The organism is Flagellimonas sp. CMM7 (genome assembly GCF_021390195.1).
Taxonomy (GTDB): Bacteria; Bacteroidota; Bacteroidia; order Flavobacteriales; family Flavobacteriaceae; genus Flagellimonas.
Genome location: NZ_CP090003.1, coordinates 514,279 through 540,857, shown reverse-complemented (window position 1 = coordinate 540,857; position 26,579 = coordinate 514,279). Strand labels below are relative to the sequence as shown.

The 26,579-nt window shown below is 38.7% G+C and carries 13 protein-coding genes; 6 read left to right on the top strand and 7 right to left on the bottom strand.

All coding sequences use genetic code 11. From position 1 onward, the window contains the following. Window positions 1-4: 4 nt before the first annotated feature. The 6 genes from LV704_RS02485 to LV704_RS02460 all read right to left on the bottom strand — a co-directional run bounded on the left by LV704_RS02485 (window position 5) and on the right by LV704_RS02460 (window position 11,275). Window positions 5-3,331, bottom strand: coding sequence for a VCBS repeat-containing protein (locus tag LV704_RS02485; RefSeq protein ID WP_163423669.1), 3,327 nt, complete (start codon window positions 3,329-3,331; stop codon window positions 5-7). Window positions 3,332-3,442: 111 nt separating this feature from the next. Next, window positions 3,443-4,990: a RagB/SusD family nutrient uptake outer membrane protein gene (locus tag LV704_RS02480; protein WP_163423670.1), complete on the bottom strand. Its 1,548-nt coding sequence runs from the start codon at window positions 4,988-4,990 to the stop codon at window positions 3,443-3,445. Window positions 4,991-5,000: 10 nt separating this feature from the next. After that, complete coding sequence (locus LV704_RS02475; RefSeq protein WP_163423671.1) at window positions 5,001-8,282, bottom strand: TonB-dependent receptor; 3,282 nt, start codon at window positions 8,280-8,282, stop codon at window positions 5,001-5,003. A 51-nt stretch (window positions 8,283-8,333) separates the two neighbouring features. Continuing rightward, on the bottom strand, window positions 8,334-9,212 hold the full coding sequence (locus LV704_RS02470) for a phytanoyl-CoA dioxygenase family protein (RefSeq protein WP_163423672.1): 879 nt from the start codon (window positions 9,210-9,212) through the stop codon (window positions 8,334-8,336). 36 nt (window positions 9,213-9,248) lie between these two features. Next, window positions 9,249-10,412: a Gfo/Idh/MocA family protein gene (locus tag LV704_RS02465; protein WP_163423673.1), complete on the bottom strand. Its 1,164-nt coding sequence runs from the start codon at window positions 10,410-10,412 to the stop codon at window positions 9,249-9,251. Continuing rightward, window positions 10,412-11,275 (bottom strand): sugar phosphate isomerase/epimerase, encoded by an 864-nt coding sequence (locus LV704_RS02460; protein WP_163423674.1) that lies wholly within the window; start codon window positions 11,273-11,275, stop codon window positions 10,412-10,414. Before LV704_RS02460 ends, LV704_RS02465 begins: the two co-directional genes overlap by 1 nt. A gap of 130 nt (window positions 11,276-11,405) precedes the next feature. Between LV704_RS02460 and LV704_RS02455 the strand changes: the two genes are divergently transcribed. Beyond that, window positions 11,406-12,464, top strand: a complete 1,059-nt coding sequence (locus LV704_RS02455; protein ID WP_163423675.1) for a LacI family DNA-binding transcriptional regulator — start codon at window positions 11,406-11,408, stop codon at window positions 12,462-12,464. Window positions 12,465-12,951: 487 nt separating this feature from the next. Here LV704_RS02455 and LV704_RS02450 read toward each other — a convergent pair whose 3' ends face one another. Further along, window positions 12,952-16,905 (bottom strand): two-component regulator propeller domain-containing protein, encoded by a 3,954-nt coding sequence (locus tag LV704_RS02450; protein ID WP_163423676.1) that lies wholly within the window; start codon window positions 16,903-16,905, stop codon window positions 12,952-12,954. Between the two features lie 291 nt (window positions 16,906-17,196). On the opposite strand from LV704_RS02450, the gene LV704_RS02445 reads away from it, so the two are divergent. The 5 genes from LV704_RS02445 (at window position 17,197) to LV704_RS02425 (ending at window position 26,527) form a co-directional block, all read left to right on the top strand. Next, window positions 17,197-20,391, top strand: a complete 3,195-nt coding sequence (locus tag LV704_RS02445) for a TonB-dependent receptor (protein ID WP_163423677.1) — start codon at window positions 17,197-17,199, stop codon at window positions 20,389-20,391. 13 nt (window positions 20,392-20,404) lie between these two features. After that, window positions 20,405-22,066: a RagB/SusD family nutrient uptake outer membrane protein gene (locus LV704_RS02440; protein ID WP_163423678.1), complete on the top strand. Its 1,662-nt coding sequence runs from the start codon at window positions 20,405-20,407 to the stop codon at window positions 22,064-22,066. An 80-nt stretch (window positions 22,067-22,146) separates the two neighbouring features. Further along, a complete protein-coding gene (locus LV704_RS02435) occupies window positions 22,147-23,100 on the top strand; it encodes a hypothetical protein (RefSeq protein ID WP_163423679.1) in 954 nt (317 codons plus the stop codon). A 406-nt stretch (window positions 23,101-23,506) separates the two neighbouring features. Then, window positions 23,507-24,664, top strand: a complete 1,158-nt coding sequence (locus LV704_RS02430) for a cellulase family glycosylhydrolase (protein ID WP_163423680.1) — start codon at window positions 23,507-23,509, stop codon at window positions 24,662-24,664. A 126-nt stretch (window positions 24,665-24,790) separates the two neighbouring features. Further along, window positions 24,791-26,527 (top strand): arylsulfatase, encoded by a 1,737-nt coding sequence (locus LV704_RS02425; RefSeq protein ID WP_163423681.1) that lies wholly within the window; start codon window positions 24,791-24,793, stop codon window positions 26,525-26,527. Window positions 26,528-26,579 lie beyond the last annotated feature (52 nt).

Sequence of the window (26,579 nt, the reverse complement as noted above, 5' to 3'; positions counted from 1 at the left end):
TTTTTTAGTTGATGTCCGAAGTGATTTTTACCAGTTGAATCTCATCGTTGTTTTTTGCTATGATGAGGAAGTTCTCTTCGGCAATCGTTATTTGTGAAAAATCTTTGACGTCGCCGTTGATATATAGGCCACTTGAAGTATTTGGGACAGGGGTGAACTGGCCTTTTCCATTGCCCTTTAGGTACAGGCCAAGACCAGAATCGTTTCTTGGTGTCTCCACTTCTGAAGCGTATAGGTTTCCTGCTAAAAGTATATCCTTAAAACCATCATAGTCAATATCCTTGATAAGCATTTGATTTACTGAGGAAAATTGAGCTTTGTTAGGCAGATTTTTTATACGAAAACGGCCGTCTCCTAAATTTTCAATGTAACTGCTAGCAAATGTTTGGACTTTGTAATGTATTTCGGCGTCCTCTAGGGCTTCCTTCCCGTAAACTTCACTTACATCAGCACCTGCAAAGGATCCATAGTCTTTAAATTTTTCAGAAAGGGCAGGAATTTGTTGGGATGAACACGAACGCCCCCTCAAAGGGAATAGCTTTCCAAAATTATAATAGCTCAAGACAATATCTTTTCTCCCATTATGGTCAAAATCATCCGCAAAAACTTCAAAAGGCTCTTCTGGGGTTGCTTGGTACTTATAATTTAGACCTAAATTACCTGCAACAAAATCCATGTCACCATCATTATCAAAATCTGCTTGCGCTATACTGGACCACCACCCTGCGGTGTTTTCTATGCTACTGTTGCCAGTTACATTTTTAAACCTGCCATTTTCATTTGCATAAAAACCAATGGACATCCATTCGCCAACAATTACCAGATCCGGTTGGGTGTCGTTGTTAAAATCCGTCCAAATGGCATCGGTAACCATCCCCAGGTTATTAAAATCGGGAGCTACGGTACTTGTAACGTCTTTAAAAACTCCATTTTCGTTGTTCAAAACATAGCTGGAAGCGGGCCAAGGGTATTTACCAGAAACTAGCCTACCTGCTACAAATAGGTCAATATCTCCATCCTTATCATAGTCAGCAGCAGCTAGTCTAGAGCCACTAGAAGTTAATTGTGGAAGTATACCCACTCCTTTTTTGAAATTGCCAGCGCCATCATTGATATAGATTCTATCTTGAAAATGCTCCGAATCGGTCTCATATTCATTTCCCCCACTTACCACATAAAGATCATTGTCGCCATCATTATCGAAATCAAAGAATAAGGCATCCATATCTTCATAATGCCTATCGTAGCTTAAAACATCGGTATTAGTTTCGATAAATTTTCCGATTTTTTCTTGAACAAACAGTTTTCCAATTTGATATGCGGCACCACCGATAAAGAAATCATCCAATCCATCATTGTTAATATCCCCAACGGTTACGCTAGGCCCTAGGGCAGAGGTTTTATAGGGCAATAAAGGCTCTGTTAAATAATCATCGTATTCATTTTCAGTATGTGTATAGTCTATTGCAAATAAAGCGTTGTCCACCGTCTTGAAACGTGAATTTTTTGTTATTGAATCCGATTTGACCGAAACTGCGTCTTTATGATCAAGTATGATCTGTTGGTTTGGGTCTAGGTTGGTTCTGCAAGTTATAGTGCCATCTGGCCAGACGACTTTTAATTCATCAACGAGAGTGTGTTTGCCTAGACCAAAATGGATCTTTGGGGCTATTGAGGACTGAAACCCTCTGGTAAGGGTCAGTTGTTGCAGTTGGCTCAAATCTTTTGCAGTTACATATACTTTGGCCCCTATGCCTTGTCTATTGTTCTTTGGTCCGTTCAGTTTTACGGTAATCGTATTGTTGTCCGCACTATTATTGTTTCTGTACACTGATGCTGGCTGGTCTATATTATTGATGACAACATCTAAATCTCCGTCATTGTCCAAGTCGGCATAGGTCATGCCATTGGAAAATGTTTTTTCTTCCCAACCCCAGTCTTTGGTCACATTCTCAAAAGAGAGATCTTTTTTGTTCTTAAATACGTAATTACTGATTTTTTCAGAAGGTATATTTTGTATTTCTTCGGATGTCAGTACGGCGGTTTTATTGAATTTTAATTTTGAGCTTAGTTTTTTAAAGTAATCCCTATTGTTAATGTCCCTTCTGGTTCCGTTCGATATGATGATATCTTTCCAACCGTCATTGTCCAAGTCTGAAAAAAGGATGGCCCAGCTCCAGTCTGTTGTGGCAATTCCTGCAAGTCTTGAGACTTCGCTAAATTTAAGGTTGCCATTGGCATCGACCCCTCTGTTGAGCTGTAAATTATTTTGCATGTACTGGTAGAACAGCCCTTGATCTACCATTCTTTTGAACGATAGGGGATTCATACTAGCCATATTCTCTTTTGATCTTCTATTATCCTCAGGTGTCATATCCACCTGTCCAAAATCTAAAAGAAGGTCATTATTATAGTCAGCGACATCTACTCCCATACCATACTGCGCTGTATGGCCCAATACCTCTTGTGAAACTTCTTTAAAGGTACCATCGCCGTTGTTGATGTAAAAAAAATCGGGAGAATCAAAATCGTTGGAGATATAGATATCTTGCCAGCCATCATTGTTAAAATCGCCCGAAGTAGCACTTAAGGACAATCCAAAATTTAGGATTCCCGATGCCTCTGTAACATCCAAGAACGTGTCGTCCCCATTGTTTTTATATAATTTATCCGATGCCTCCAGTCTTGGATTGTTCTTTCTGTACGCATACAGATCTGATGGACTTTTGAATGGAGTAGGGGTATAATTTGCCAGATATAAATCTAAATAACCGTCATTGTTGTAATCAAAAAAAGTAGCTTGAGTGGTATGCCCGTTGTCATTGATGCCAAATTCTTTTGCCCGCTCCCTAAAGGTTAGATCACCGTTGTTTATGTACAGCAAGTTTTCCCTATTGTCTTCTTTTCCAGATACGCTGGCATAAATATCAAGAAAGCCATCATTATTGATATCAACCGCGGTCGTACCTGTAAACCACCGCTTATCAGCGCTTACTTTTGCTTTTTTGGTAATATCAATAAACTTAAAATCACCTTGGTTGTGATATAGTTTATTGGATTTCATGTTAGAGGTAAAGAAGAGGTCTGTCAATCCATCGTTGTCAAAATCACCAGCCGAAACACCACCTCCCATATATAGGTAGGGATAATTGAAATAGTTTAAACTATCCGTTTCTTTAATATCATTGGAAAATAAAATTCCAGTACTTTCCGTATCAAGTAAAGTAAATTGTTTTTGCGGAACCTCTTTTTTTTTGCACGAACATATCAGTATGCACAAAGCAAGCCCCGCGAATTTTATAGCTATATATACTAAATTAATATGCTTCATATGACCAAGCTTAACAACTGTATGACATATCAGGGATTGTTTAAAATTTAAGGAAAAAAGAGCCTTAGAAATAACTAAGACTCTTTAAACAACTAAACTAACTCAATATAATTAAATTCCTAGATCTACAGCTGGTTCCAATAATCTTGGATTGATATCTACCTGATTTCTTGGTATGGGCAATATAGCACCCTCTTCTGTTGTGGTTATTCCAAACTTTCTAGATAAATAGCCAGATACATCACCTGTTCTTCTCAATACCGGCCATAAAGAAAACTCACCACCCAACTCGTGTCTGTATTCATCGAAAATGATATCCATCATACTTCCTGTCGGTGCTGGAGCACTACCTCCCCAAGCTCTATTTCTTACTCTCATTATGGCATTCATTGCCTTAGTGTCATCACCACTTTTGTGAGCCGCTTCAGCAAGACTTAACAGCACTTCACCATAACGTAGCCAAATATGGTTAGATCCACCAAAAATTCTAGGGCCGCCCCAGCCAGTTGGTGCTGGATCACGCCATTGCTTGATGCCAAAATAACCTGTTCTACCACCATTGGTCCATGGTTCTATTTCTGTCCCTGCAGTATTAAGGGGTGTTTCTAGCTGAGAATTACTGCCTCGCTCATACGAGCTTATATCAATATTCTCATCTGGGTGTTCTTCTCCAGGTCCTATTACGGAAGCTATTCTTCTAAGATCTCCATCTTCAAATGAATTGAAAAAAGCCTCTGTTGGCAAACCTCCAAAACCTCCACCTCCAATTTCATTTGGCATGGTAAAGGATGTTAAGAAGGTGGTTTCATCATTTCTGTTCCAACTTAAATCACTTTCCGTATCAAATTGTAATTCGAAAAGGGATTCCTTACCATTTTTGTTGAATAGTGCATGGATATCAAAAAAGTTCTCTTCTAAAGAGAAATTACCCTCTAAGGCTTCAAAAGCAGCCACGGCCTCCTCATATTCTCTTAGCCACATATGCGCATTTCCCAACATGGCATATGCCGTTCCTTTGCTGACCCTACCTCTTTCCTCATCATAACTCCATGGAAGACGATTTACGGCATCCGTCATATCAATAACAATTTGTCTGAATATGTTGTCTTGTGTATTTCTTGGCGCGAAGAAATCATCTGAAGGTCCAGTTGGTTTCGTTATCAAAGGAACAGCTCCCATTGTTGATGACAGGTAATAATAAAAGAAGGCCCGTAACACTAAACTTTCACCTATCAATCTACTGCCCAGTTCTTCTCCTATATTTCCTTCATCTATTGCTGGCTGAAGATTGGCCAATACGCTGTTTGCCCTACCGATACCATTATAATGTATGGGCCACATTTTGCCCATAACCTCATCATTGGCATTAATGATAAAGCTGGTCAGTTCATCTTGATTTCCATTACCTATAAAATCTTGGGTAAACTTATTCAATGTAAAAATTGACTTTGTGTTGTATTCGTTGGGTAGGCCCGCTTGCCCTCCAAATTCTCCTTGAAATGCATCATAAATTCCTGTTACCGATGCGACAGCCGTACTTTCTGAACTAAATACGGTTTCATCACTTAGACCATCCGTTTTGGTGTCTGCAACAAATTCGTCTGAGCAGCCATAAGACATTGCAAGCAATGCAACTGCATAAAATTTAATTTTTTTCATAATCTTTTTTTTAAAATTTCATATTAACACCTACCGTCATTGATTTGGTAATAGGATAAGCACCTGCGTCAATTCCTCTGGTTCCTACCGATGATACGCCATCTATATCAGAGTTTTGTCCAATTTCTGGATCATAACCCGAGTAATTGGTCCATGTGATTAGATTTTGCCCACTTACATATATATTTATGTTCTCCATACCAATACTATTGGAGAAATCGGTTGGAAGGGAATAACCAAAACGCACATTTCTCAACCTTAAAAATGAACCATCTTCCAAGAAGTAATCTGAAGCCCTACCATTCTGAATTTGAGCATCATTTACTATTGCTCTGGCATATGTGTTTGACTGGTTCTCAGGTGTCCATCTATTATTGTAATATTCTCTACTTACATTGCTAAACCCATCATTAAGTCCAAAACCTCCTAGAGATTCCAATTCCAATCTTACAAAGTTTAGAATATCACCACCATATGAACCATAGAACTCCACTCCTAAATCAAAACCTTTATATTTAAAGTTCATGTTTAGACCACCATAAAAATCTGGAATAGGACTTCCAATAATTTCGCGGTCAAACTCATTAATAACCCCGTCCGGAGTACCATCAGGACCAGATATATCTTTAAACTTTCTATCACCTAAAGAAGTGTTCACGTCTTGATATGCAGGATTTCCATTTGCTACGGCCGTTGCATTCAGGGCATCCAGTTCTGCCTGGTCATTAAAAATACCATCAGATCTGAAAGCAAAATAAGAACCTACCTCTCCACCTACTTCAGATCTTGTTAAATCTGCCCAGAAGGATCTCGTATTGAATTGTGGAACAAATTGCGTAGGTAAAACAGTAAAATCTTGCGTTGATGTCAAGGCCGTAATTTCATTGTCCACTGTAGTAATATTGGCCGAAATATCCCAAGTAAAATCTCCGCTGGTCTTTCTATGGCCCACCAAAATTTCAAAACCTTTGTTTACCACATTACCTGCGTTCACAGCTCTACTTGTAAAACCATTTTGAATTGGAATGGTCTCATTGAATAAAAAGTCCGATGATTCTTTATTATAATAATCTAGGGTCAAGTATACATTTCTGTTCAACAATTCTGCTTCTAAACCTATATCAGTTTGTCTTTGCGTTTCCCACCTTAAATCCGGATTGGCTAAGTTGTTTGCAAACAATCCCTGACCAAGACCATTTGTTCCGGCGTCATCCCTTGGTGAACCATTCCCAAATATAGCAGCAAAACTAAAAGGGTTTATACCTATAAAACTGCCGGTTTCACCCCAACTACCACGAATTTTTAATATATCAAATATACTATCATCCATAAAGGGTTCCTCATCTATATTCCAACCTCCTGCAAAAGAAGGAAATATACCAAACTGTTGATTTTGACCAAATCGATCTCCAACCCCATCACGTCTTATAGTACCCGTTATATAGTACTTGCTATTGAAATTATAATTAAATCTGGCAAACGTACTAGCTAAAGTGGTTCTCTGCTCATTTCCCTCAGATATGGAAATCTCATTTGCCTGTGAAAGATCTCTGATTTCATTGTTCAAAAACCCACTACCTGTTGTTCTAAGAAATTTTCTATTGTCCCTTTGTGCAGAGACCCCTAGCAAGACATCAATGTTATGTTTATCAGCAAATGTTTTCTTGTATTTAAGTAAACCTTCAAACAACCACTCTGTATTGGTTCTTTGTCCAAAATCATAGGTTGACACATCGTTTACATCATTATTAGAATTACTTCTATAAAATGTTGGGTTAAAAGTTGTAAAAAATGAACTATTTGTATTCACTCCCATTTTTGCACTTGCTGTCAAACCGTCAAAAAAATCATAAGAAATATCTAAATTTCCATAAAAATTGTTGTTGCCATTATTGCCATCACGTTGTAAGGCACTTGCTAAAACGTTCGCGCTAGTTCTAAATGTGTTTTCAGGAATATCAGGAAAACCTCCAAAATTACCGTTTCCATCAAATGGTAAGTTGGTACCGTTGCTAAACCCTCTGGCATTTAGTTCCTCTTCACCGGCTAAATGTGGGATGTTATCAATCATTCTTGCAATGTTGAAATACCCCTGATTTAACTGCGCCAAACTTGAAGAGTACGCATAATTAGTATTTATGTTTATCCGTAACTTTTCAGTAACATCAAATTGCACATTCAAGCCCATATTATATCTTTTATATTCAGAGGTCAGCACAACACCGTCTTCGTCATAAATACCAGCAGTAAATGCAATTCTTGAATTTTCTCCACCTCCCCGAACACTCAAATTCGTAGAAAACCTTGCGGCAGAATTATAGGCAAAATCTTGCCAATCAATATTGGTCAGTTGTCCTGGACTTGCCCAACCTGGAAATGGTACTGCATCTACACTTGTGAAGTCAGTAGAATTACCAATTTCTGAAGCGAAAGGTGCAAACGTTTCAATATCCAAAACATCAAGGGTTTTCGGCTGAAAGCGGTATCCTACAAATGTGTTCAATTCTACACTGACTTTACCCTTTGTGCCTTTTTTTGTTTCAATGATTACAACTCCGTTGCTAGCTCGAACACCGTAAATAGCTCCAGCGGAAGCATCTTTTAAAACCGATATGGATGCTATACTGTTAGGGTTTAAAAAAGAGATATCTTGCGTAGGGTAACCATCTACAATATACAAAGGTGTTGTATTGGCAAAAGATCCAACCCCTCGAATGTTTACCGTTACCGAAGACCCTGGGGCACCTGAATTTGAAACAATTTGAACCCCTGCCGTTTTACCCTGTAGGGCCTGATCAACATTTGTTGCAGGAAAACTATTTAACTCTTCCGCACCTACCACTGCTACAGCACCAGTCAAATCCTTTTTGGTCGATGTGCCATAGGCAACCACTACTACCTCATCTAGTGCCTGTGCATCTTCCGTCATAGCGATATTAATAACTGAATCACTGCCGACAACAACTTCGTTTTTTAAATATCCTATATAGGAAAAAACTAGGGTATCCCCGGTATTGGCATCAATGGTATAATTACCATCAAAATCAGCTTGAGCACCGTTGGTCGTACCTTTAATCAGTACCACTGCTCCTGGAAGTGGAGTTCCATTACTATCAACAATAGTACCAGTGATTGTTAACTGGGGTACTGTTTCGAAATTGTCATTATAAAAATTTGCATTTGCCTGAACAGATTGTGTTCCAAGGCAAATCAGTATCGTGAGAAGTCCAAAACGCAGTACGTATTTATTTTTTTTGGACTTTAACCAATTGTGTTCTCGTTTTTGATTCATAATTGTTTTGTTAGTTATCGGTTAAATTAAATTTGTAATCGTATTGAATATTTAGCTCGAAACATATTTTGCCCTCCAAGTATCTTCCATTTTTGGATATCTATCACGACATTCGATATACTTTTCCATCATAGCTTTCATAATCGGATCCAGTGTTTTTAGATAATCTTCTGTGAGCAAATCCCTGTTCAGCAAATAAAAATGCCATGTAGGTGGAAAAGCGTTACTGTGGTAACCCATATGTAATGTCCTTCTAGGGATTTTCATGGTTTCCGTGTACCCCCTATGTATTAAATTGTTGTTGTAAAGCACGGCCTGTCCGGCTTTTAACTTAACAGGTACGCCTCCCGGCATTTCCACACCAACTGGCGCATAGTGTTTAGACCCTTGAAAAGCTGTATTTTCTTCTTCTGTATTAGGTCTGTTATGACTTTTTGGTACTATCCAGAGTGAATTTTCATCCACAAGTGGTAAGTTGATTTGAACGCTATTGTGAAATCTTTCAGCAGAAAATAACCAATCATCAATTTCATCTTGCGGTATTTGAATGATATCCCTGTGCCAACCCAATGTGTATGAGGTTCCCACATTGGCTGCCAATATGGAGGCATTGTTAACGATTAGGTCAGGGCCTATTATTTGCTCAACGACTTTTAAGATTTTAGGGTTATAAAAGGCATGGTGTATTGGTTCCGTTCCAGGTTTGGTAAGTAGGTGAAAATAGTATTGTCTCGCCTCTTTTCCAAAATCGGCCAAAGCATCCCCTAAATGCTGGAAAGACGAACTTTTGGGGGTATCATCATCACTCACTGCTTTTGTACTCAACAACTTGTCTATAACCATTCTGAAATCATTGATCTCTTCTTCTGAGAGTGCATCGATAATCACATACCCGTTTTTTAGAAATTGTTCTTTTAAATCATTCTCCATTTTTTCTATGCTTTAGATTCCTTTGCTTAAAAATATCTAGTCTATTGCTATCGTTCTTTTTTCAATTGATGATCGTAATCCTGCTTCTAACACCTTAATGATTGCCACACCATCTTTGAAATTGGGCTCTATGTTGGCATTGTTTGCCACTGCTTCTATGAAATCGGAAGCCGCATGTACAAAAGTGTGTTCGTATCCAATTATATGGCCAGCTGGCCACCAATGGCTTACATAAGGGTGGCTATCTTCGGTTACGGAAATTGTTCTGAACCCCTTTAGGCCATCCTTGTCTTCTTGGGAATAGTAATGCAACTCATTTAACCGCTCTAGATTAAATGTTAGGCTCCCCTTACTGCCGTAAATCTCAAAAGACAATTTGTTCTTGCGACCATTGGCGAATCGTGTGGCCTCAAATGAGCCGATGGCACCGTTCTTAAAATTGACCATCATCAATACGGCATCTTCTACAGTGACCTTGCCCATTTCAGTACTACCGACCTCAGCTTTGAGATTGCGTGTGCCTCCTTTTTTAGCAAGGGGTCTTTCTGCTATAAAGTTTTTGGTAATGCATGTAACATCCGTAATATCACCCACTAGAAAATGTGCTAGGTCCACACAGTGTGAGTTAAGATCCCAGTGAGGCCCGGCCTTGGCATATTGAGCTTGCAACTGCCAAGTTAGCGGAAAATCAGGGCTGGTAATCCAATCTTGTTGATAAGCACATCGCCAATGATATATGTTGCCTATCGTGCCATTATTTATCATCTGCTTGGCAAGGGCTATTGCAGGCACCCTTCTATAGTTATGGTTCAGATAATGCACTACATTACATGCTTCACTTTTTTCGTACATATCCATGGCCTGTTCCAAATTCATGGCAATAGGCTTTTCGCAAAAGATATGTTTTCCAGCTTTTGCTGCGGCTACAGCAATTTCATAATGTAGGTGTGGTGGTAGTGCAATATCTATAATCTCTATATCTGGCCTCTTGATAAGCTTTTTCCAATCTGTCTCTACCTCTTCCCATCCCCATTTATCAGCAAAATTGGTTAAATTTTCTAAGTTTTGCCCACAGGCCACTTTTAAAACGGGCTCAGCTGAAGTGTCAAAGAATTTGGAAACTTTTTTCCATGCGTTGCTATGGGCCTTCCCCATAAAGTTATAACCTATGATGCCAATATTTAGCTTTTTTTTATTCATTATTTAGAAACCAATGTGGCTAGTTTTTTAAGCTCTTTTATGCTTGCGGCAATAACTTTTTCTTCTTTGTTGGAGTAGTCAGGATGTAAGTTATCAATCTCAACTGCTAGAAAACCTTTGTAATCGGCATCTTTAAGGAGTCGAATGAGTTTTGAGTTGTCTATTATTCCTAATCCGGTTGGTACGCAAGAGAAAAAGTTCCATTCATTTACGGCAATTTCTTTTACGGGCAATAAATCTTTTATATGTGTTGCAAAAACATATGGCGCCAATTTTTTCATTCCTTGAATGGGATCATCCAAAACACGAAGAAAATTCCCTGTATCAAAGTTGACGCCAAAATATTCTGAATCAACAGCTTTTATCAATTTTAAAACTTCGTCAGAATCAAAATCAATATGGTTTTCTATAGCAAGGCGAACTCCTTTTCTTTTTGCTATCTGAACGGCACTTCGGAACATTTCCGTTAGCTTGTCTAGCCGTTGATCATGAGCTTCAAACCTAAAAAGATGGCTGCTGCCTACCACTCGCATAACATCGGCACCTATTTTGGTTGCATAATCGATATGTGCTATCATTTCGTCATAAGCCTCTAAATTGGTACCTCCTTCCAATCCATCAGGATGCCCCCAAGCATATACGCGATCCAAACCAGCATTGTCCAATATTCTTTTAATATTTGCCAAATAACCATCATCAAATTGTGGTATAAAGCAAGATTCCAGTGACAAGCCGTCAATATTAAGAGCGATGGCCTTATCAAGGAATTCCTCAAGTGAAATTGTTTTTTCCGGAGCATCTTGTCCTGGATAGACTTCACCAAAAAAACGATGGTAACAATAACTATCTATTCCTACTTTCATAATCAGCTATTAAAATAGTGAACGTTCACTATTTGTGTAAAAATAAAATAGTGAACGTTCACTATTTTAAAACAAACATATGTATATTTGAATTCAAAAACAATTTTTTTGCAAAAAACAGATTGATTTAATGTTAAAAAAGAAGAAAAATCATATTGGAATTAAGGATATAGCAAAATATGCAGGAGTTTCAACAGGCCCTGTAGACAAGGTGCTCAATAATAGAGGCGGTGTTTCGGAGGCTACCCGTGAACGTATACTCCAAGCAATCAAGGAACTGGGGTATAAGCCAAATATTCTTGCAAGTAGGTTGAAATCGAAGAAGGAGTTCAATATAGCAGTTTTATTTCCGAAAGGTTCTGAAGAAATACCCTTTTGGTTGGAGCATGAAAAGGGTTTTAAAGATGTGATGGAAGATATGACACCCTATGGTTTTAACGTTGATCTTTATCATTTTCAACAGAATAGCCAGCAATCGTTTATTGATCAATCCAATAGCGTTCTAGAAAAAGATCATGATGGTGTGCTCATGGTTCCTGTTTTCAAAGATGAGGCCATAGAATTTGTATCTCACATGGAAGGGCGGGAAGTGCCTGTCGTTTTGTTCGACACTCAAATTCCTGAGCTCCGTGAACTCCCTTTTATTGGACAAAATTCAAAGGATAGTGGTTATATGGCAGCTGAATTGGTGAGCAAGTGTATTTCTTTTGACGCTTCAATTCTTATTGTATCAATTGTAAGCGCGCATGACAACCACATACATTTTGATTTACGTGAAGAGGGTTTTAGGGAATTTTTTGTAGATAAAGGAATAACCCTTTACAAATATGACGCAATTGACAAGAACAAAGATTTGATGACATCCGAATTAAAAAGAATAATGCAAAATAACCATGATATACAAGGGGTTTTTGTCACCAATGCCATCCATAAAATTGCTCCTGTTTTTAGTGAAATGGATAAACCTATTTTGATTGGTTACGATTTAATAGATCAAAATGTCATCCATTTAAAAGAAGATCTTATCGATTTTTTAATCTCCCAAAGACCCTATACCCAAGCCTATTATGGTATTCAGATGTTCTATGACCTTTTAATCAAAAAGACTCCTATAAATACATCAACCTACTTACCAATTGATATTGTTATGAAATCTAATATAGCCTATTACGAAGACTTTGTTAAGTGAGTTATTATTGTGTCATTATGGAATATAATACCTGGCCTCCAGACGACAGCCTTGGAAGATAAGCTTTACATTACCAAAAAAGTACTCAGATAGCTTGGACGAAGTATCAAAAAGATCAATGTATCTCAACTTGAGGAATTCATCGGGGCCAAATGGGATTATAATCCAAAATACGAATTGAAATCCCGAGCTGAAATGAAATAACCTTAAAAGAATGGGAGATATGATAATCGCTAGAAAACGCCTAGCAAATAAACCCGGAACAGCTGAATGGTCGAGCAACTGTGTTGACAGACAAGGGTGGAAGTGACTTGAAGCTTTATGATATTGGTCTTACTTTTAATACTATGACATATGCTTAGCAGCTTTCTGATAAATAGCATATCAATAATTGAGGACTATAAGAACCTAAAAAAAGTAACTTTTATTAGAGTGGTGTGGCTTCTTAATTGAAAAGTACATTAAACTTAAGCAATCCTAAATCAAATTATAGGTTGGAGTTTTGGTTAGATTTATATTCACTCGGTGTCATGTTGAACTGTTTGTGAAAGTTTCTCCCAAATCTTGTGGCGGAGTTATACCCCACCATTTCTGCAACTTCATAAATTCTATAATCATCTTCTGTCAACAATATTGCGGCTTTTTTGAGCCTAGAGATATTAATGAGCTCATTGGGGCTTAAACTTGATATACTGTCAATTTTTCTATAGAGGGTAGAACGACTCATGTGCATAATTTCAGACAAAGTTTCAACGTTCAAATCAGGATTTTCTATATTCTCTTCAATTATCCTGTCAAGTTTTTCAATGAATGTTTTATCTGTTTTTGTACTTGCAATACTGCGAATGTGGGCCAAGGGAGAACTAGTATAATGCTCTACGATGTGCCTTCTGTTCTCTAAAAGATTTTGGATACGCACCCTTAAAAAATCCATCGAAAAGGGTTTTTCAATATAGGCATCGGCTCCTGATTCCAGACCTTCGACCTTAGATGCTATATTTGTTTTGGCTGTTAACAATATAATGGGAATATGGCTGTAGGCTATTGAGGTCTTAATGAGGTTGCAAAATAAAAACCCGTCCATACCGGGCATGTTTATATCACTTACGATTAAATGAACATTGCGGTCATCCAACTGCGCAAGTGCGTCTTCAGCGTTGTCACATTTTATGATATGGTAGACGGTTTCCAGTTCTTTTGCCATAAAGTCCAAAAGGTCAAGATTGTCTTCTACAAGAAGTAACACAGGTTTTGATTCATTCACTTCGTCTGATTCAGAACTATGTTGAAGGGGCATGTTGATTTGTCGATCTGCCACTTCTTCATAAAGATGAATTTGCTTTTCTTGGTGCAAAGGTAATTTTAGCACAAAAACATTCATGGTCTTTGAAGTAGTGTCCAGGCTCAAACTTCCATTATGCATTTCTGATAGAGACAGTGCTAGCGATAGACCTATACCCGTACCTTTTGTCTTCTTGGCCGCTTCCAATCTATAAAAGGGGTCGAAAATTTTATCTTTTAAATCTTCTGGCACCAAGGGACCATCGTTCTGTATGCGAAATTCTAAATGCTTCTCTGCTGCTTTAAGACTCACAATAATTTTTTTGTCAGAATATTTTATGGCATTACCTATAAGGTTGCTCAATATTTTTCTTACCGCCTCTTCGTCCAAATAAGCGTAGATGTCCTCAGTACCCATTTCAAAAACAAAATCAATGTTCTTGTTCTCGATTTCTTTTTTGAACCTTTCATGAATACGTCTGATTAATCCAGAAACATTGACCAGAATAAAAGAAAGGCTCATGACCTCCATCTCGGTTTTTCTAAAATCCAAGAGCTCGTTGACAAGGTTTAGGAGCCTTGAGGTATTTTTTTTGATAATGGAAAGGTTGTCCGTGAGCTCTGGGTCCGGATAATTTTTTTTTAAAATCTTTTCCAAAGGACTTTTGATCAGTGATAAAGGTGTGCGTATTTCATGCGAAACATTGGTAAAAAAATCAATTTTAGCCTCGTACAACTCTTTTTCTTTTTCGTTTTCCACTTGGTGTAGTCTACTCTGGTTCTTTAGTTCGTTATGGTTATGGTAATAGCGAAGGACAAAGAACAGTGAGGAAAAACCAATTATGGCATACAGGACATAAGCTGTGGTTGACAGCCATATAGGGGGCAACACTTCTATCTTCAGGCTTGTGATACTTGAGCTCCACACACCACTACCGTTTTTTGATTTTACATTGAAAGTATAGTTGCCAATGGGCAACTCGGTAAAAAAAGCACGGTTTTCATTTTTTAAAGGAATCCAATTGTTACTTAAACCGTCCATTTTGTACCAGTATTCGGTCGTCTCTGGTGAGGCATACCCAAGTGTGGCAAAGTCTAAACTAAAGGTAGATTGCGTATAATCGAGTTCAAGCTCGTCGATGCTGGTGATAGATTCGGTTAAAGGGGAGTTTTTCGCCCCGATTTCAGCCTCTTTGTTTTCAATTTTTAGAGATGTAATAATTGCCGGAGGGCTAAAATTATTTTTGACGAAGGCTTTCGGTTCAAAGCTTATCATTCCGTTGATACTACCGATGTAAATGCTTCCGTCCGGATCTTTGTATACAGAGTTATAGTTGAATTGATTGCTCAAAAGACCATTTGCTTTGGTATATGTAATGATGCCTTTGTCAATGGGGTTAAATTTCACCAAGCCGTTGGCGGTGGTTATCCACAGCGATTGTTCATCATCTTCAACGATGGCATAAAAAACATTGCTAGGAAAGCCATCAGACGTATTAAGAACCTTAAAAGTATGTGTTTTGTAGTCAAATACGTTTAGGCCATTTTCTGTAGTGATCCAAATATTGTCTTTACTATCGCGAAAAAGGCCGTTGACCATATTACAACTCAAACTTGAGGAATCGTTTTCATCATTTTTGAAGTATCCTTTTTCATCGGTAATCTGATTATAATAGTACAGCCCATTCCTGGACCCTGCCCATAAATTGCCTTTAGTATCTTCAATCAAAGAGCTGTAATTGTACTTTTCTGGAAAATAATCCGACTTTTCAAAGATGTCCATCTTATTGTTAAAGCGTTGCACCCCGTATGTGCTTGCGGCAAATAATTGTTTTGATTTTGTTTCATATAGTGTTTGGGTGAAATTTCCGTCAAGTTCGCTTTCTTGGACCAGGTCATAATGTTTTTTGATTTTTCCGGACGGAATATCCATAATATCAATTCCATTTTCATAGCTTCCTATCCAAAGTTCTCGCCCCCTAATGAGCAGTGCATGAATATTATAATGGGACAGTACATCAGATGCATACGGGATGAATATTCCCGTATTTTTGTCATATCTATTCAGGCCATTGTCCTCTGTGCCAATCCAAAGATGGTTGTATTTATCGGAACGGATCTCTCTGACCGCCAAACCGCTTATGGAGTTTTTAGAGGCATTTGGAAAGTGTTTTTCAAAATAGTTATGTGCTTTTGAGTAATAATCAACACCGCCAAAATAGGATCCTACCCAAACCCCTCCCTCTCTGTCGAGGGTCAATGAATAAATGGCGTTGTCGGCAATTGAATATGGGTTGTTAATGTCTTTGGTCAAATGAGTGCTGAGGTCATTTTCTAAATTATACATCAAAACCCCGGTTTCTGAAGCAATCCATAGCTCACCATCCTTTAGCATAAGATCGTGGATTACAAAAAGTTTATTAGTGTCTTTTAAGGCTCGGGTAATGATCTTGCTATTGATGTCGAACAGCAGTACGCCATTTCGAACCGTACCTATGGCTATGGTATGGTCATCCAACAGGATCATATCCTGTATTTTTATGGAACCTGTGGTTATTGGTGAAAAGGTAATGGGGTACTTTATAAAAGATGCTTCATTTTGATTTTTTTTAAAAAGTGCCCCGTTTGAAGAAACCCATAAATCACCTGTGCTATCAAAAACAATGTCATTTGGATTTCTAAAAAAATCTTGTGAAATTTTTTCGAGATTACGTTCTGAGGCGTCATAGCTGTACACGGCTTCGTTGGCAATGAACCAAAGGTCTCCGTTGGCATCACTTACAATTTTTTGAATGAGCAATTTTTCGGTTCCCTCGACCTGATTGAACCTTTCATTTTTAAAGTTATAAGAGAACAGACCCTTGTCCGTACCTGTCCATATTAAATTGTCAAATTCATGTATTGAAGTAATGTAATTGCCTTTTAAACCATGCCCACTATCAAGGTTGTTCCCAAACACCTTAAAGGTCTTTCCATCAAAACGGCTCAACCCATTTTTTGTACCAAACCATAGAAACCCTTGTTGGTCTTGAAGCGAACAATAAACGGTGTTGTGCGATAGTCCTTGTTCTACACCATAATTCTTAAAATAATAGTTCTGCGCAAAACCCAATTTGCACATACAGACCAACAATAGAACACCTACATAGTTTTTTTCCACTTTTATAAAGTTACTTCTAAAGATAATTAACGCAATAGCGTTTTTGTCTCATTTCACATCAAAATGTGTCAAAAAAACCCTGTTGAGAATAGAAAACGAGCATTGATATGTATTGATGCATAATTGACACATTCTAGATGTTCATTGAGGAATCAAATTTGCATATTCACTGCTCAAAATCTGAAAAATACCAGCACCTGTGTGGTATGCTCTTTCATGTTTTTATAGGGATTCCCTCAGTTACGGATTAAGAGTCCATATAAATAGAATGTACAGGTATTAATAGGCTATATGAAAAACGATAAAAGGAAGTATTTGAAAGGATATGGGCTTGTAGGCCTTATGTTTTTTTTGTTGATAATGGTTTCCACAAATGCCCAGGAAATAACTGTTGGTGGAACTGTTACCATAGAAGCTGATGGAATGTCTTTTCCGGGAGTTGCGATTATCGTTAAAGGAACTTCCATAGGAACCCTAACTGATTTTGATGGCAATTATACCTTGAACAATGTTCCCCCTCAAGGTGTATTGGTCTTTAGTTATTTGGGTTATAGGCCCCAAGAACTGCCGATCAATGGAAGCACGGTTTTGAACGTTACCATGCAAGAAGATACTCAGGCACTGGATGAAGTTGTGATAATCGGTTATGGAACGGTCAATAAGAGTGACCTTACTGGTTCTGTGATATCGGTAGATACGAAACAGATACAAAAGTATGCGTCTGTAGATGTTAAACAAAGCTTGCAAGGAGCGGCGGCTGGTGTTCAGGTTACTTCCGCAAGTGGTGCCCCGGGACAAAATTCCTCAGTTAGGATTAGGGGGGTTGGTTCTTTTAACAACTCGGACCCGTTATATGTGGTTGATGGGGTTCTTACTGACAATATAGACAATATTTCCCCTAATGATATCCTGTCAATTGAAGTACTCAAAGATGCTTCGGCCACTGCTATATATGGATCTAGAGGTTCTAACGGTGTTATCCTCGTTACCACTAAAGGGGTTACCGTAAAAGATGCGTTTGAGGTTGAGGTAAATGCTTATGGAGGTGTTCAGCAAGCATGGAATAGACTGGACATGTTAAATGCGTCGCAGTATGCAGAGTTGTACAGGGAATCCATCGTAGTTCAGCCCACAAGTGATTTGGAAGCTTGGCTCAGTGAGGCCGAGAGCGGTGTGGCAAGAGGTACGGATTGGCAAGATGAAATATTCAGATGGGCCAGTGTTTATAGTGTAAATACCTCGATTCGAGGTAATTCAGGGGCATTTAACTACAAACTAGGAGGCACGTTCTTTAATCAAGAAGGGATTATTAAAAATACAAATCAACAGCGTAAGCAGGCAAACGCCGAGCTTCAAGTGTCTCCCGTGGAAGGGTTGAAAATAAAAGCGGGTGTAAAATATACAAAGAATGATTTTGTGAATTTTCAAGCAGACCCTTACACCAGTCCCATAGGTGCTGGGCTAAGAAAAGACCCTATTAATCCTGTTAGAGATCCTATTACTGGAAACTTTGATAGAACAGGATTAACTGATTTAGGTAATCCAGCTTTAGCAGTGCAATTACAGGATAATAATACAATTTCATCTATACGTGTACAGCCAATAATAGAGTTGTCTTATGAATTGATCAAGGGCTTAACGGTTAAATCTTCGGTAGTTTTCGATGATAACAAATCTACAAATCTTGATAAAACAGAACCTGTAACTGTAGTTACCAGCAAGATTATTGATCCTATGACAGGATTGCCGCAGATTTCGCCCAATGAGTCATCTACGGAGTCTCGTTTGATATCTGGAGTGTTGGATATTAATAATATTCAAAACACGAATACAATATCATACAATAAAGGTTTTGGGAAGCATTCTTTCAATACGGTATTGGGGTTTGAAACTTTTCAATCGAATACTACGGCAACATGGACGGATTTAACTGATCCAGACGCACCTTTTGATGCCCGGGCTCCACAGGTTAGAGATTACAACTTGCTTTCCTTTTTAGGGAGAGTGGTATATTCTTACGATAATAAATACCTTATTACGGGATCATACAGGAGGGATTATTCCAGTAAATTCCCAAAAGGATCTAGAGGGGGTGATTTTGGTGCCGTCTCACTTGGCTGGAATGTAGATAAAGAATCGTTTTTTCCTGAAACAGATGTCATTACACGCCTTAAGCTAAGAGGGGGCTATGGTATTATTGGTAATCAAGCTCCTATACAACCTTACACTTTTCTTTCCATACTGACCAATGAGGCCTTTTATGCCTTGGACAATCAAACCGCATCAAACGGTTTTTCTGCGGTTTTTCTACCCGCTAGGGATATATCGTGGGAATCATCTAAAAGCACCAATTTTGGTATCGATGCCACAATGTTCAGTAACAGATTAACACTAACAGCGGAGTATTTTAACAAGGTTACGGACGATCTTTTGGTAGATACACAGTTTGCACCTGTTCCAATATTTTCAGGTGTTCAAGGAGCTACTACAAATGCAGCGTCCATGAGAAACTGGGGAACAGAATTTTCTGTAGGGTATCGTCATACTTTTGGAGATTTTAGTTTCAGCATTAATGGCAATATATCTTTTATAAATAATGAAGTAACAGATATAGGAGGTGGTGAGCGCATTGATGGAGCAATAGGCGATGGTAAAACACAAATTCCAGCAACAAGGACCGTTGTGGGCGAAGAGTTTGCTTCATTCTTCGGATTACAGAGTTTAGGTATTTTTCAAACACAAGAAGAAATTGATTCCTATCGTGCTGTTAATAGTGCAAATATGCCAATTGATGAAGACGGAAATGTTCTTGGCAACGTGGGAGGTGACTATGTGGGTACAATAGTCTCTGATGATCCAGCATTGAACGGACAATCTTCAGAACAAGCTAAAATTCAAAAAAGAGCCCGTCCAGGTGATGTAAAATACCTTGATGCGGATAGTAATGGTTCTATAACTACAGACGATGCTGTTAACCTTGGCAGTGCCATTCCAGATTTTACGTACGGACTAAGTTTTTCCGCTTATTATAAAGCTTTTGACTTTTCATTTTCTTTAGCGGGAGTTCACGGGAATGAAATAGCAAATGTTTTTGATTATTACATCAATGGTTCGTCTGCGCAATTTAACAATTTAACAACAGATAGGCTAAGAAGATGGACACCTGATAATCCATCCAATTCACAACCTCGTCTTACCTCTCAGGTCACACAAAATGATTGGTACAGTGATTTGTACATCAAAGATGGTTCTTATTTAAGGGTTAGAAATGTACAGTTGGGCTACAGCCCGGAATGGAAGATTAATAAAGATAGAGAATTAGATGTGAGGTTTTATGTTTCAGTAGATAATCTATTGACAATAACAGGTTATAATGGACTTGATCCGGAAATTGGCCAAGGTCCCGATCCCTTCTCTGTTGGAGTTGATTTTGGAAACTACCCTCAGGCAAGGACATTCAGTGTTGGGTTGAATATTGGGTTTTAAAATCTTAATTGCAATGAAAATATTACATAAAATGAAGGTATTGATAACCGTATCAAAAATGTTTAATTTGACTAAAGGATTTGTTTTGCTTCTGGTCATTGGACCTCTATGTGGGTGTGAAGACGTCTTGGAGGAACTTCCGGAAACTGAGGTCTCAGGTGTTGTTTTGGTTAAAGATGAGACTACGGCAAGAGAAGTGGTAAATGGTGTTTATGATCCTATTGGCTGGGGAGAATCTTCCTTTAGGGTTACCAGTCATGCTTATGAGTTTTGGTTTGGGGACACGGCGACGGATGATGCAGAAAAAGGATCAACAAGTGGAGATCAGCCAGGCGTTACCTTTTTAAAAGATTTTACTTCAAATGGTGGTAATGCCAATATAGGAGCCTTGTGGGCTAAGCATTGGGTTGTTATCTCACGAGCAAATGAAGCACTTGAACTGCTTACAGGCCCAGAAGCTACTATTTCTGAAGAGCTAAATTTAGAATTACAGGGAGAGGCTCATTTTCTTAGAGCTTACAGCTATTCTACACTTGTTAAAATCTTTGGACCCGTTCCTTTGTTTCAAGAGCCATTAAATCAAGACTTAATAACGGAACGTAATTTTACAAAGGCAAAACTAGGTGATGTTTATACCCTAATTGATTCTGATTTAAGATTTGCAATAGAAAACCTTCCTTTAAAAGGCGTAAGAGAATTGGGGAGAGCCAATAAAGGATCCGCAGCAGCATATTTAGCAAGGTCTATTTTGTATCAATTGGGCACTGTTAATGCACAATCGTATACTTGGCAAGACCTATTGGATGTTACTGATAGCTTTATTGCTCAGGAGTATGGTTCTTATGGCTTAGAACCTAATTATGCACTTATTCATGAAGTAGACCATGAAAATGGTATAGAATCAATTTTTGAAGTTCAAGCAATCGCTGGAAGTGATTGGAGACAGAGAGGTCCGTATACAGGAAGTCAATGGACATTAACTCAGAGCCCACAATTTATGGGAGGTTGGGGTTTCAATATACCAAATCAAAATCTGGTAGATGCCTATACTTCTAACGACCCTAGAAGACCTTCTGTGGCATTAGCTATTGGAGAATATGCGTATGGTGTACAGATGGAAGAAAGTGTAAGGAATAACACAGGGTACTATCCTAGAAAAGAAATAATGGATCCGGCCATTTGGAGTGGAGGAGATGATAAAGCTTCCCCAGGTAACATTATGAAGTTTAGATATGCAGATATATTGCTTATGAATGCCGAGGCTGCTTATCATGAATCACAATTTGCACAAGCTAGAGAAAGGCTGATTGAGATTAGAGCACGTGCGAGTGCAAGCACATTTCCTATTGGTTTCGATCCATCTACACCCGACCAAACTTCTGCTACAGGATTTGCTCCTCTTTTAGAAAGTGATATTCCCGCGTCAGGGCAACCACTACTTAATTTTATTTATGATGAAAGAAGAAGGGAATTGGCCATGGAACAACTTAGGTTTTGGGATTTGGTTAGAACAGGTAGGTACATCAGTGTAATGGACAACTTATATCAAACAGGGGCTAATATAGAGGCCCATACCCTTGCGGATGACGAAGTATATGTCAACCCGGTACCTGTATTTCCGATTCCTTCACAAGATGCCATCGGATGGGGAATTGAACAAAATAGAGGATACTAGCCCTCAAAAGGAACATTAATTAAATGTGATTTGAATATAATAACTAAACCTTTTATTAACTTTTTTAAATGATTAAAATTATGAACATTAAAAATTTGTTTTTATCAATTTGCGTGCTAGCTATAGGAGCTATGTTAACGCTAAATTCTTGCAGCGGGGATGATGATTCCCCTGCCGACCCGGATCCAGTTGCAAGCACATGCCCAGTTTTTACTGTAGCAAATGCCGATTGTTTTTGTGCAGAAAATCCTAATGACGCTAATTGTCAAACGCCAGAACCAGAACCAGAACCAGAACCTTTTGATCCGATGGACCTCAATGGTTTAGGGGTAATCATAGATTTTGAAGATGTAGATGGTGAAATAGCTAAAGTTTTTACAGAGGACTTTTTCAGCCCTTCTGGAAGAATGGGACGTAACGATGCCACAGATATACCGGCTTTTGAGGGGAATAACTATTTGAGATTGATCAGTCCTGCTTCTGAGTCTGTATTAGATGCTGATGGAAATGAGACAACTGATGCACGAAATTTCCATGATTTTAAGTATTGGCCATCATCATGGGATGATGATCCTGATAATAATACTGATGCAACTATTGATTTTACTGATTTAACAGATCCACACCTAAACTTTTGGGTAAATACTGGGACTGCACAGGCAGGATTGGGTATTATGTTCCAAACGATAAACGACGATAGAAATGATCAGTGGATATATGAGCACATAATTGATTTTCCTTCAACCGATAATGAATGGAAACTTTACTCGCTTAGCATTGCTGAAATGATTGCAGATGACTCACAGCTAGTTTGTTGTCCTTTCATACCAGATCAGCCAACTGGAGTGCCCAATTTAGATGCAACGCATAACCAGATTAAATTCTTTGTGATTCCAAAAGATATTGGTGCCACGGTTGATTCTGCTTTAGGTCCAGATGATTTTATAACAAGGTTGCCCGCACAAGACTATGCATTACGTGTTGATTTAATTTCACTCACAGACGGTCCTGCTCCTCAACCACCAATGCAGTAGACCTAAAATAGCACAAACTTTCAATTTTAAAGAAAAGAGCAGTCCTTCGGCGAGCTGCTCTTTTCTAAGAAAGTAATGCTGCAATTAATCACCGTACGGGTACTTAATTGAAACTGGTTATGTCTCCTTTCTATAAAATGCCATTTTTGTTTATGAGGCTATCACATGCATTATGGAAAAAAGCGATGACTGTTTTGATTTGAATGAAAAATAGAGTCAAATAATAAAATTTGATTAAGAAACCATTGATTGCATATAAGACTATGAGTAGGAGTTTTTGGCTTTCAAATATATCCATAGAATCTTGAGACACCTCTTTTTTAAGCTAAGCTATTTTGAATACTAGGAACGATTATCGTTAGGTGTCATTTTTAGCAATCAAATAATAAATAAATTTTACCGGAGCATGAATATTAAAATAAAAATTAACTTACTGATCATAGTCTTTTTCGCAGTTCAAACCACTTTTGCTCAAGAGATATATGAAGGCAAATGGAGTGCGGAAAAGGCCAACAAATGGTATAATGGCCATGATTGGTTTGCCGGTGCTAACTTTAACCCTAGTACGGCAATTAACCAGTTAGAAATGTGGCAGGCCGATACCTTCGATTTAGAGACTATTGATAGAGAAATGGAATGGTCTGCAGACTTGGGTTTCAATCTTCATAGGGTATACCTTCATAATCTTTTATGGCAACAAAATTCATGTGATTTCATAGATAGGATAGACCAATTTCTTGAAGTTGCTGACAAATATGATATTAAAATTATGTTCGTACTCTTCGACGATGTATGGAACCCTGAGCCAAAACTTGGCAAACAGCCGGAGCCAGTGCCCCATAGGCACAATTCTGGATGGTTGCAGGCACCGGGAAAAGAATACCTTCAAGACCCATCAAAGGATTCCTTGTTGGAAGGCTATGTAAAAGGTTTGCTAAAAGCTTTCAAAAACGATAATAGAATTGTGGCATGGGATCTATATAATGAACCAACCCAAGAGAATACCAATTGGTATGGTAGTGGATCCGTTAACAAAACGGAATTACCAGTAGATGTTAAGCCAATGTACAGTTTAAGGCTGGTGAAAAATGCTTTTAAATGGGCCAGGGAAGTGAATCCGTCTCAGCCCCTAACCATAGGAATATGGTGGGGAGATATCAACAATTGGGGCACGCCAGAAAAACTGCCTGTCGTTGACAGGGTTATGGTCGAAAACTCTGACATCATTACTTTTCACACCTATGACAAGGATATGGATGTGGTTCGAAAGAAAATTACAGAGCTAAAAAAATATGGAAGGCCTATTATTTGTACCGAATATATGGCCAGGGGAGAAAACAATACTTTCGAGACGGTGATGACCATTCTTAAAGAAGAAAATATCGGAGCGATAAACTGGGGCTTTGTCGCGGGTAAGACCAATACGATATACCCTTGGAAATCATGGCAAGAAAAGTTCACCGAAGAGCCTAAAGTATGGCACCATGATATCTTGAGAAAAGATGGGACCCCTTATGACCCAAAAGAGATAGATTTGATTAGATCTTTGACGGGTTATAGATGATAATTAGTTTAGTTTTTAGTTTGGAAATAGGCGCATTTAATTAAATACTTGCGCCTATTCTAAAAAAAAGCTGCCTTAAGGTTATAGCTTAAAAAACAGCACCAATCAATTCAACAGTACTACTCAATGAGATCAATAACCCAATCGTATAACCATAAAAAAAATCTTGTAATCAGTTGTTTGCTATTTACATCTTGTTTTTCGTGCGTTGAAAAAAAACATAAACCAGTAGTTAAGGAAAGACCCAACATTCTAATAATACTCGCTGACGACTTAGGCTACTCTGATTTAGGGAGCTATGGCGGAGAAATCCAGACCCCCAACTTAGATGGTTTAGCCAATAACGGAGTTCAATTTACGCAGCTCTATAATTCGGCAAGGTGTTGCCCTAGTAGGGCTTCTTTGCTTACGGGTCTTTTTCCACATCAATCAGGAATTGGTGATTTTGTGGGGGCGGATAAGGGATTGCCGGGTTATGCGGGGAGATTAAAATCGAATACCGTGACCTTGGCAGAAGTATTGAAACCAGCAGGTTACCGAACCTTTAGCGCAGGTAAATGGCATGTTGGCAAGCCCGGACCTACCGAACGTGGATTTGAAGAATTTTATGGTTTTACGGAAAGCTACGGCGTGGACAGTTGGGAAGAAAAATGGATGGAGCGCTTGCCCGAAGGCAGGGAAAAACGTGAATACAAGGAAGGTGAGTTTTTCGCTACAAATGCCATTACTGACCATGCACTGGATTTTTTGAACCTTGGAAAAGAAACTCCTGAAAAGCCCTGGTTTATGTATCTGGCTTATCAGGCACCACACTTCCCCTTACAGGCCCCTACGGCGGACATTGAAAAATATAAGGAAGTCTACAAAATAGGTTGGGATTCCATTCGGACGCAGCGATTGGAACGTATGAAGAAACTGGGAGTGATAAGTGCAGATACTGAGCTATCACCTAGAAGCCCAATGATAATCCCTGAAGAAGGACAAAAACATGGTGTTCCGGGAGATGGCCTTCACAACCCTGCTTGGATCGAGTTGGACGAAGACCGACAGGAAGACCTGGCCAGAAGAATGGCCGTTTATGCTGGCATGATAGATAATATGGACCAAAACATCGGTAGGGTTATAGAACAGCTTCGAAAAGATGGTGAATTGGATAATACCCTGATTCTTTTTATGAGCGACAATGGTTCTTGTGGTGAATGGGACTCTTTTGGGTTTGAATATCCAGACTATGATGCCAGGGTAGGGGGCTATACCCCAGGATTCCCCAATGTATTGCACACCGGAGATAGTTTGGAATTATTGGGAGGACCCGATGGTCCCCTATTCAGTTACGGGTCGGGTTGGGCCAATGTGGGCAACACTCCCTTTTCCATGTACAAAATGTTTACCCATGAAGCAGGTATAAGCTCTCCGCTCATCATGCACTGGCCGGAAAGGATAAAAGAAAAGCAATTGTTTACAGACAGGTACACCCATTTTGTAGATATCATGGCGACCTGTGTAGATGTAGCCGAAGCAGAATATCCAAAAGTTTATAATGGTAATGACATCACTCTTATGGAAGGGGTGAGTCTGCTTAAAACTCTGGCAAAAGAAACAGACCCAGAGCGCTTGTTGACTTTTGAACATGAACGTCACCCTGCCATACGCGTGGGTGATTGGAAATTGGTGTCTAAACAAGACGATTCCATAGATGAAAATGGCTTCAATGAAGAGGCAAAATTTGAACTGTACAATGTGGTGACAGACCGCTCGGAAACCAAAGACTTAAGTGAAAATTATCCAGAAAAAGTAGAAGAATTAAAAGCGAAAATGCTTGTTGAATTTAATCGTATTCAAGTGTTTCCTAAGCCTCAATAAATGAATGGATAAATTGTATGATAAAGTTATCCATTCATGGGAAACAGCCCAA

Bases quoted from the DNA above. Each gene is read 5' to 3' on its own strand.
- LV704_RS02425 (WP_163423681.1), top strand. From the start codon at position 24,791: ATGAGATCAATAACCCAATCGTATAACCATAAAAAAAATCTTGTAATC.
- LV704_RS02440 (WP_163423678.1), top strand. From the start codon at position 20,405: ATGAAAATATTACATAAAATGAAGGTATTGATAACCGTATCAAAAATG.
- LV704_RS02475 (WP_163423671.1), bottom strand. From the start codon at position 8,282: ATGAATCAAAAACGAGAACACAATTGGTTAAAGTCCAAAAAAAATAAA.
- LV704_RS02430 (WP_163423680.1), top strand. From the start codon at position 23,507: ATGAATATTAAAATAAAAATTAACTTACTGATCATAGTCTTTTTCGCA.
- LV704_RS02485 (WP_163423669.1), bottom strand. From the start codon at position 3,331: ATGAAGCATATTAATTTAGTATATATAGCTATAAAATTCGCGGGGCTT.
- LV704_RS02435 (WP_163423679.1), top strand. From the start codon at position 22,147: ATGAACATTAAAAATTTGTTTTTATCAATTTGCGTGCTAGCTATAGGA.
- LV704_RS02455 (WP_163423675.1), top strand. From the start codon at position 11,406: ATGTTAAAAAAGAAGAAAAATCATATTGGAATTAAGGATATAGCAAAA.
- LV704_RS02465 (WP_163423673.1), bottom strand. From the start codon at position 10,412: ATGAATAAAAAAAAGCTAAATATTGGCATCATAGGTTATAACTTTATG.
- LV704_RS02480 (WP_163423670.1), bottom strand. From the start codon at position 4,990: ATGAAAAAAATTAAATTTTATGCAGTTGCATTGCTTGCAATGTCTTAT.
- LV704_RS02445 (WP_163423677.1), top strand. From the start codon at position 17,197: ATGAAAAACGATAAAAGGAAGTATTTGAAAGGATATGGGCTTGTAGGC.
- LV704_RS02470 (WP_163423672.1), bottom strand. From the start codon at position 9,212: ATGGAGAATGATTTAAAAGAACAATTTCTAAAAAACGGGTATGTGATT.
- LV704_RS02460 (WP_163423674.1), bottom strand. From the start codon at position 11,275: ATGAAAGTAGGAATAGATAGTTATTGTTACCATCGTTTTTTTGGTGAA.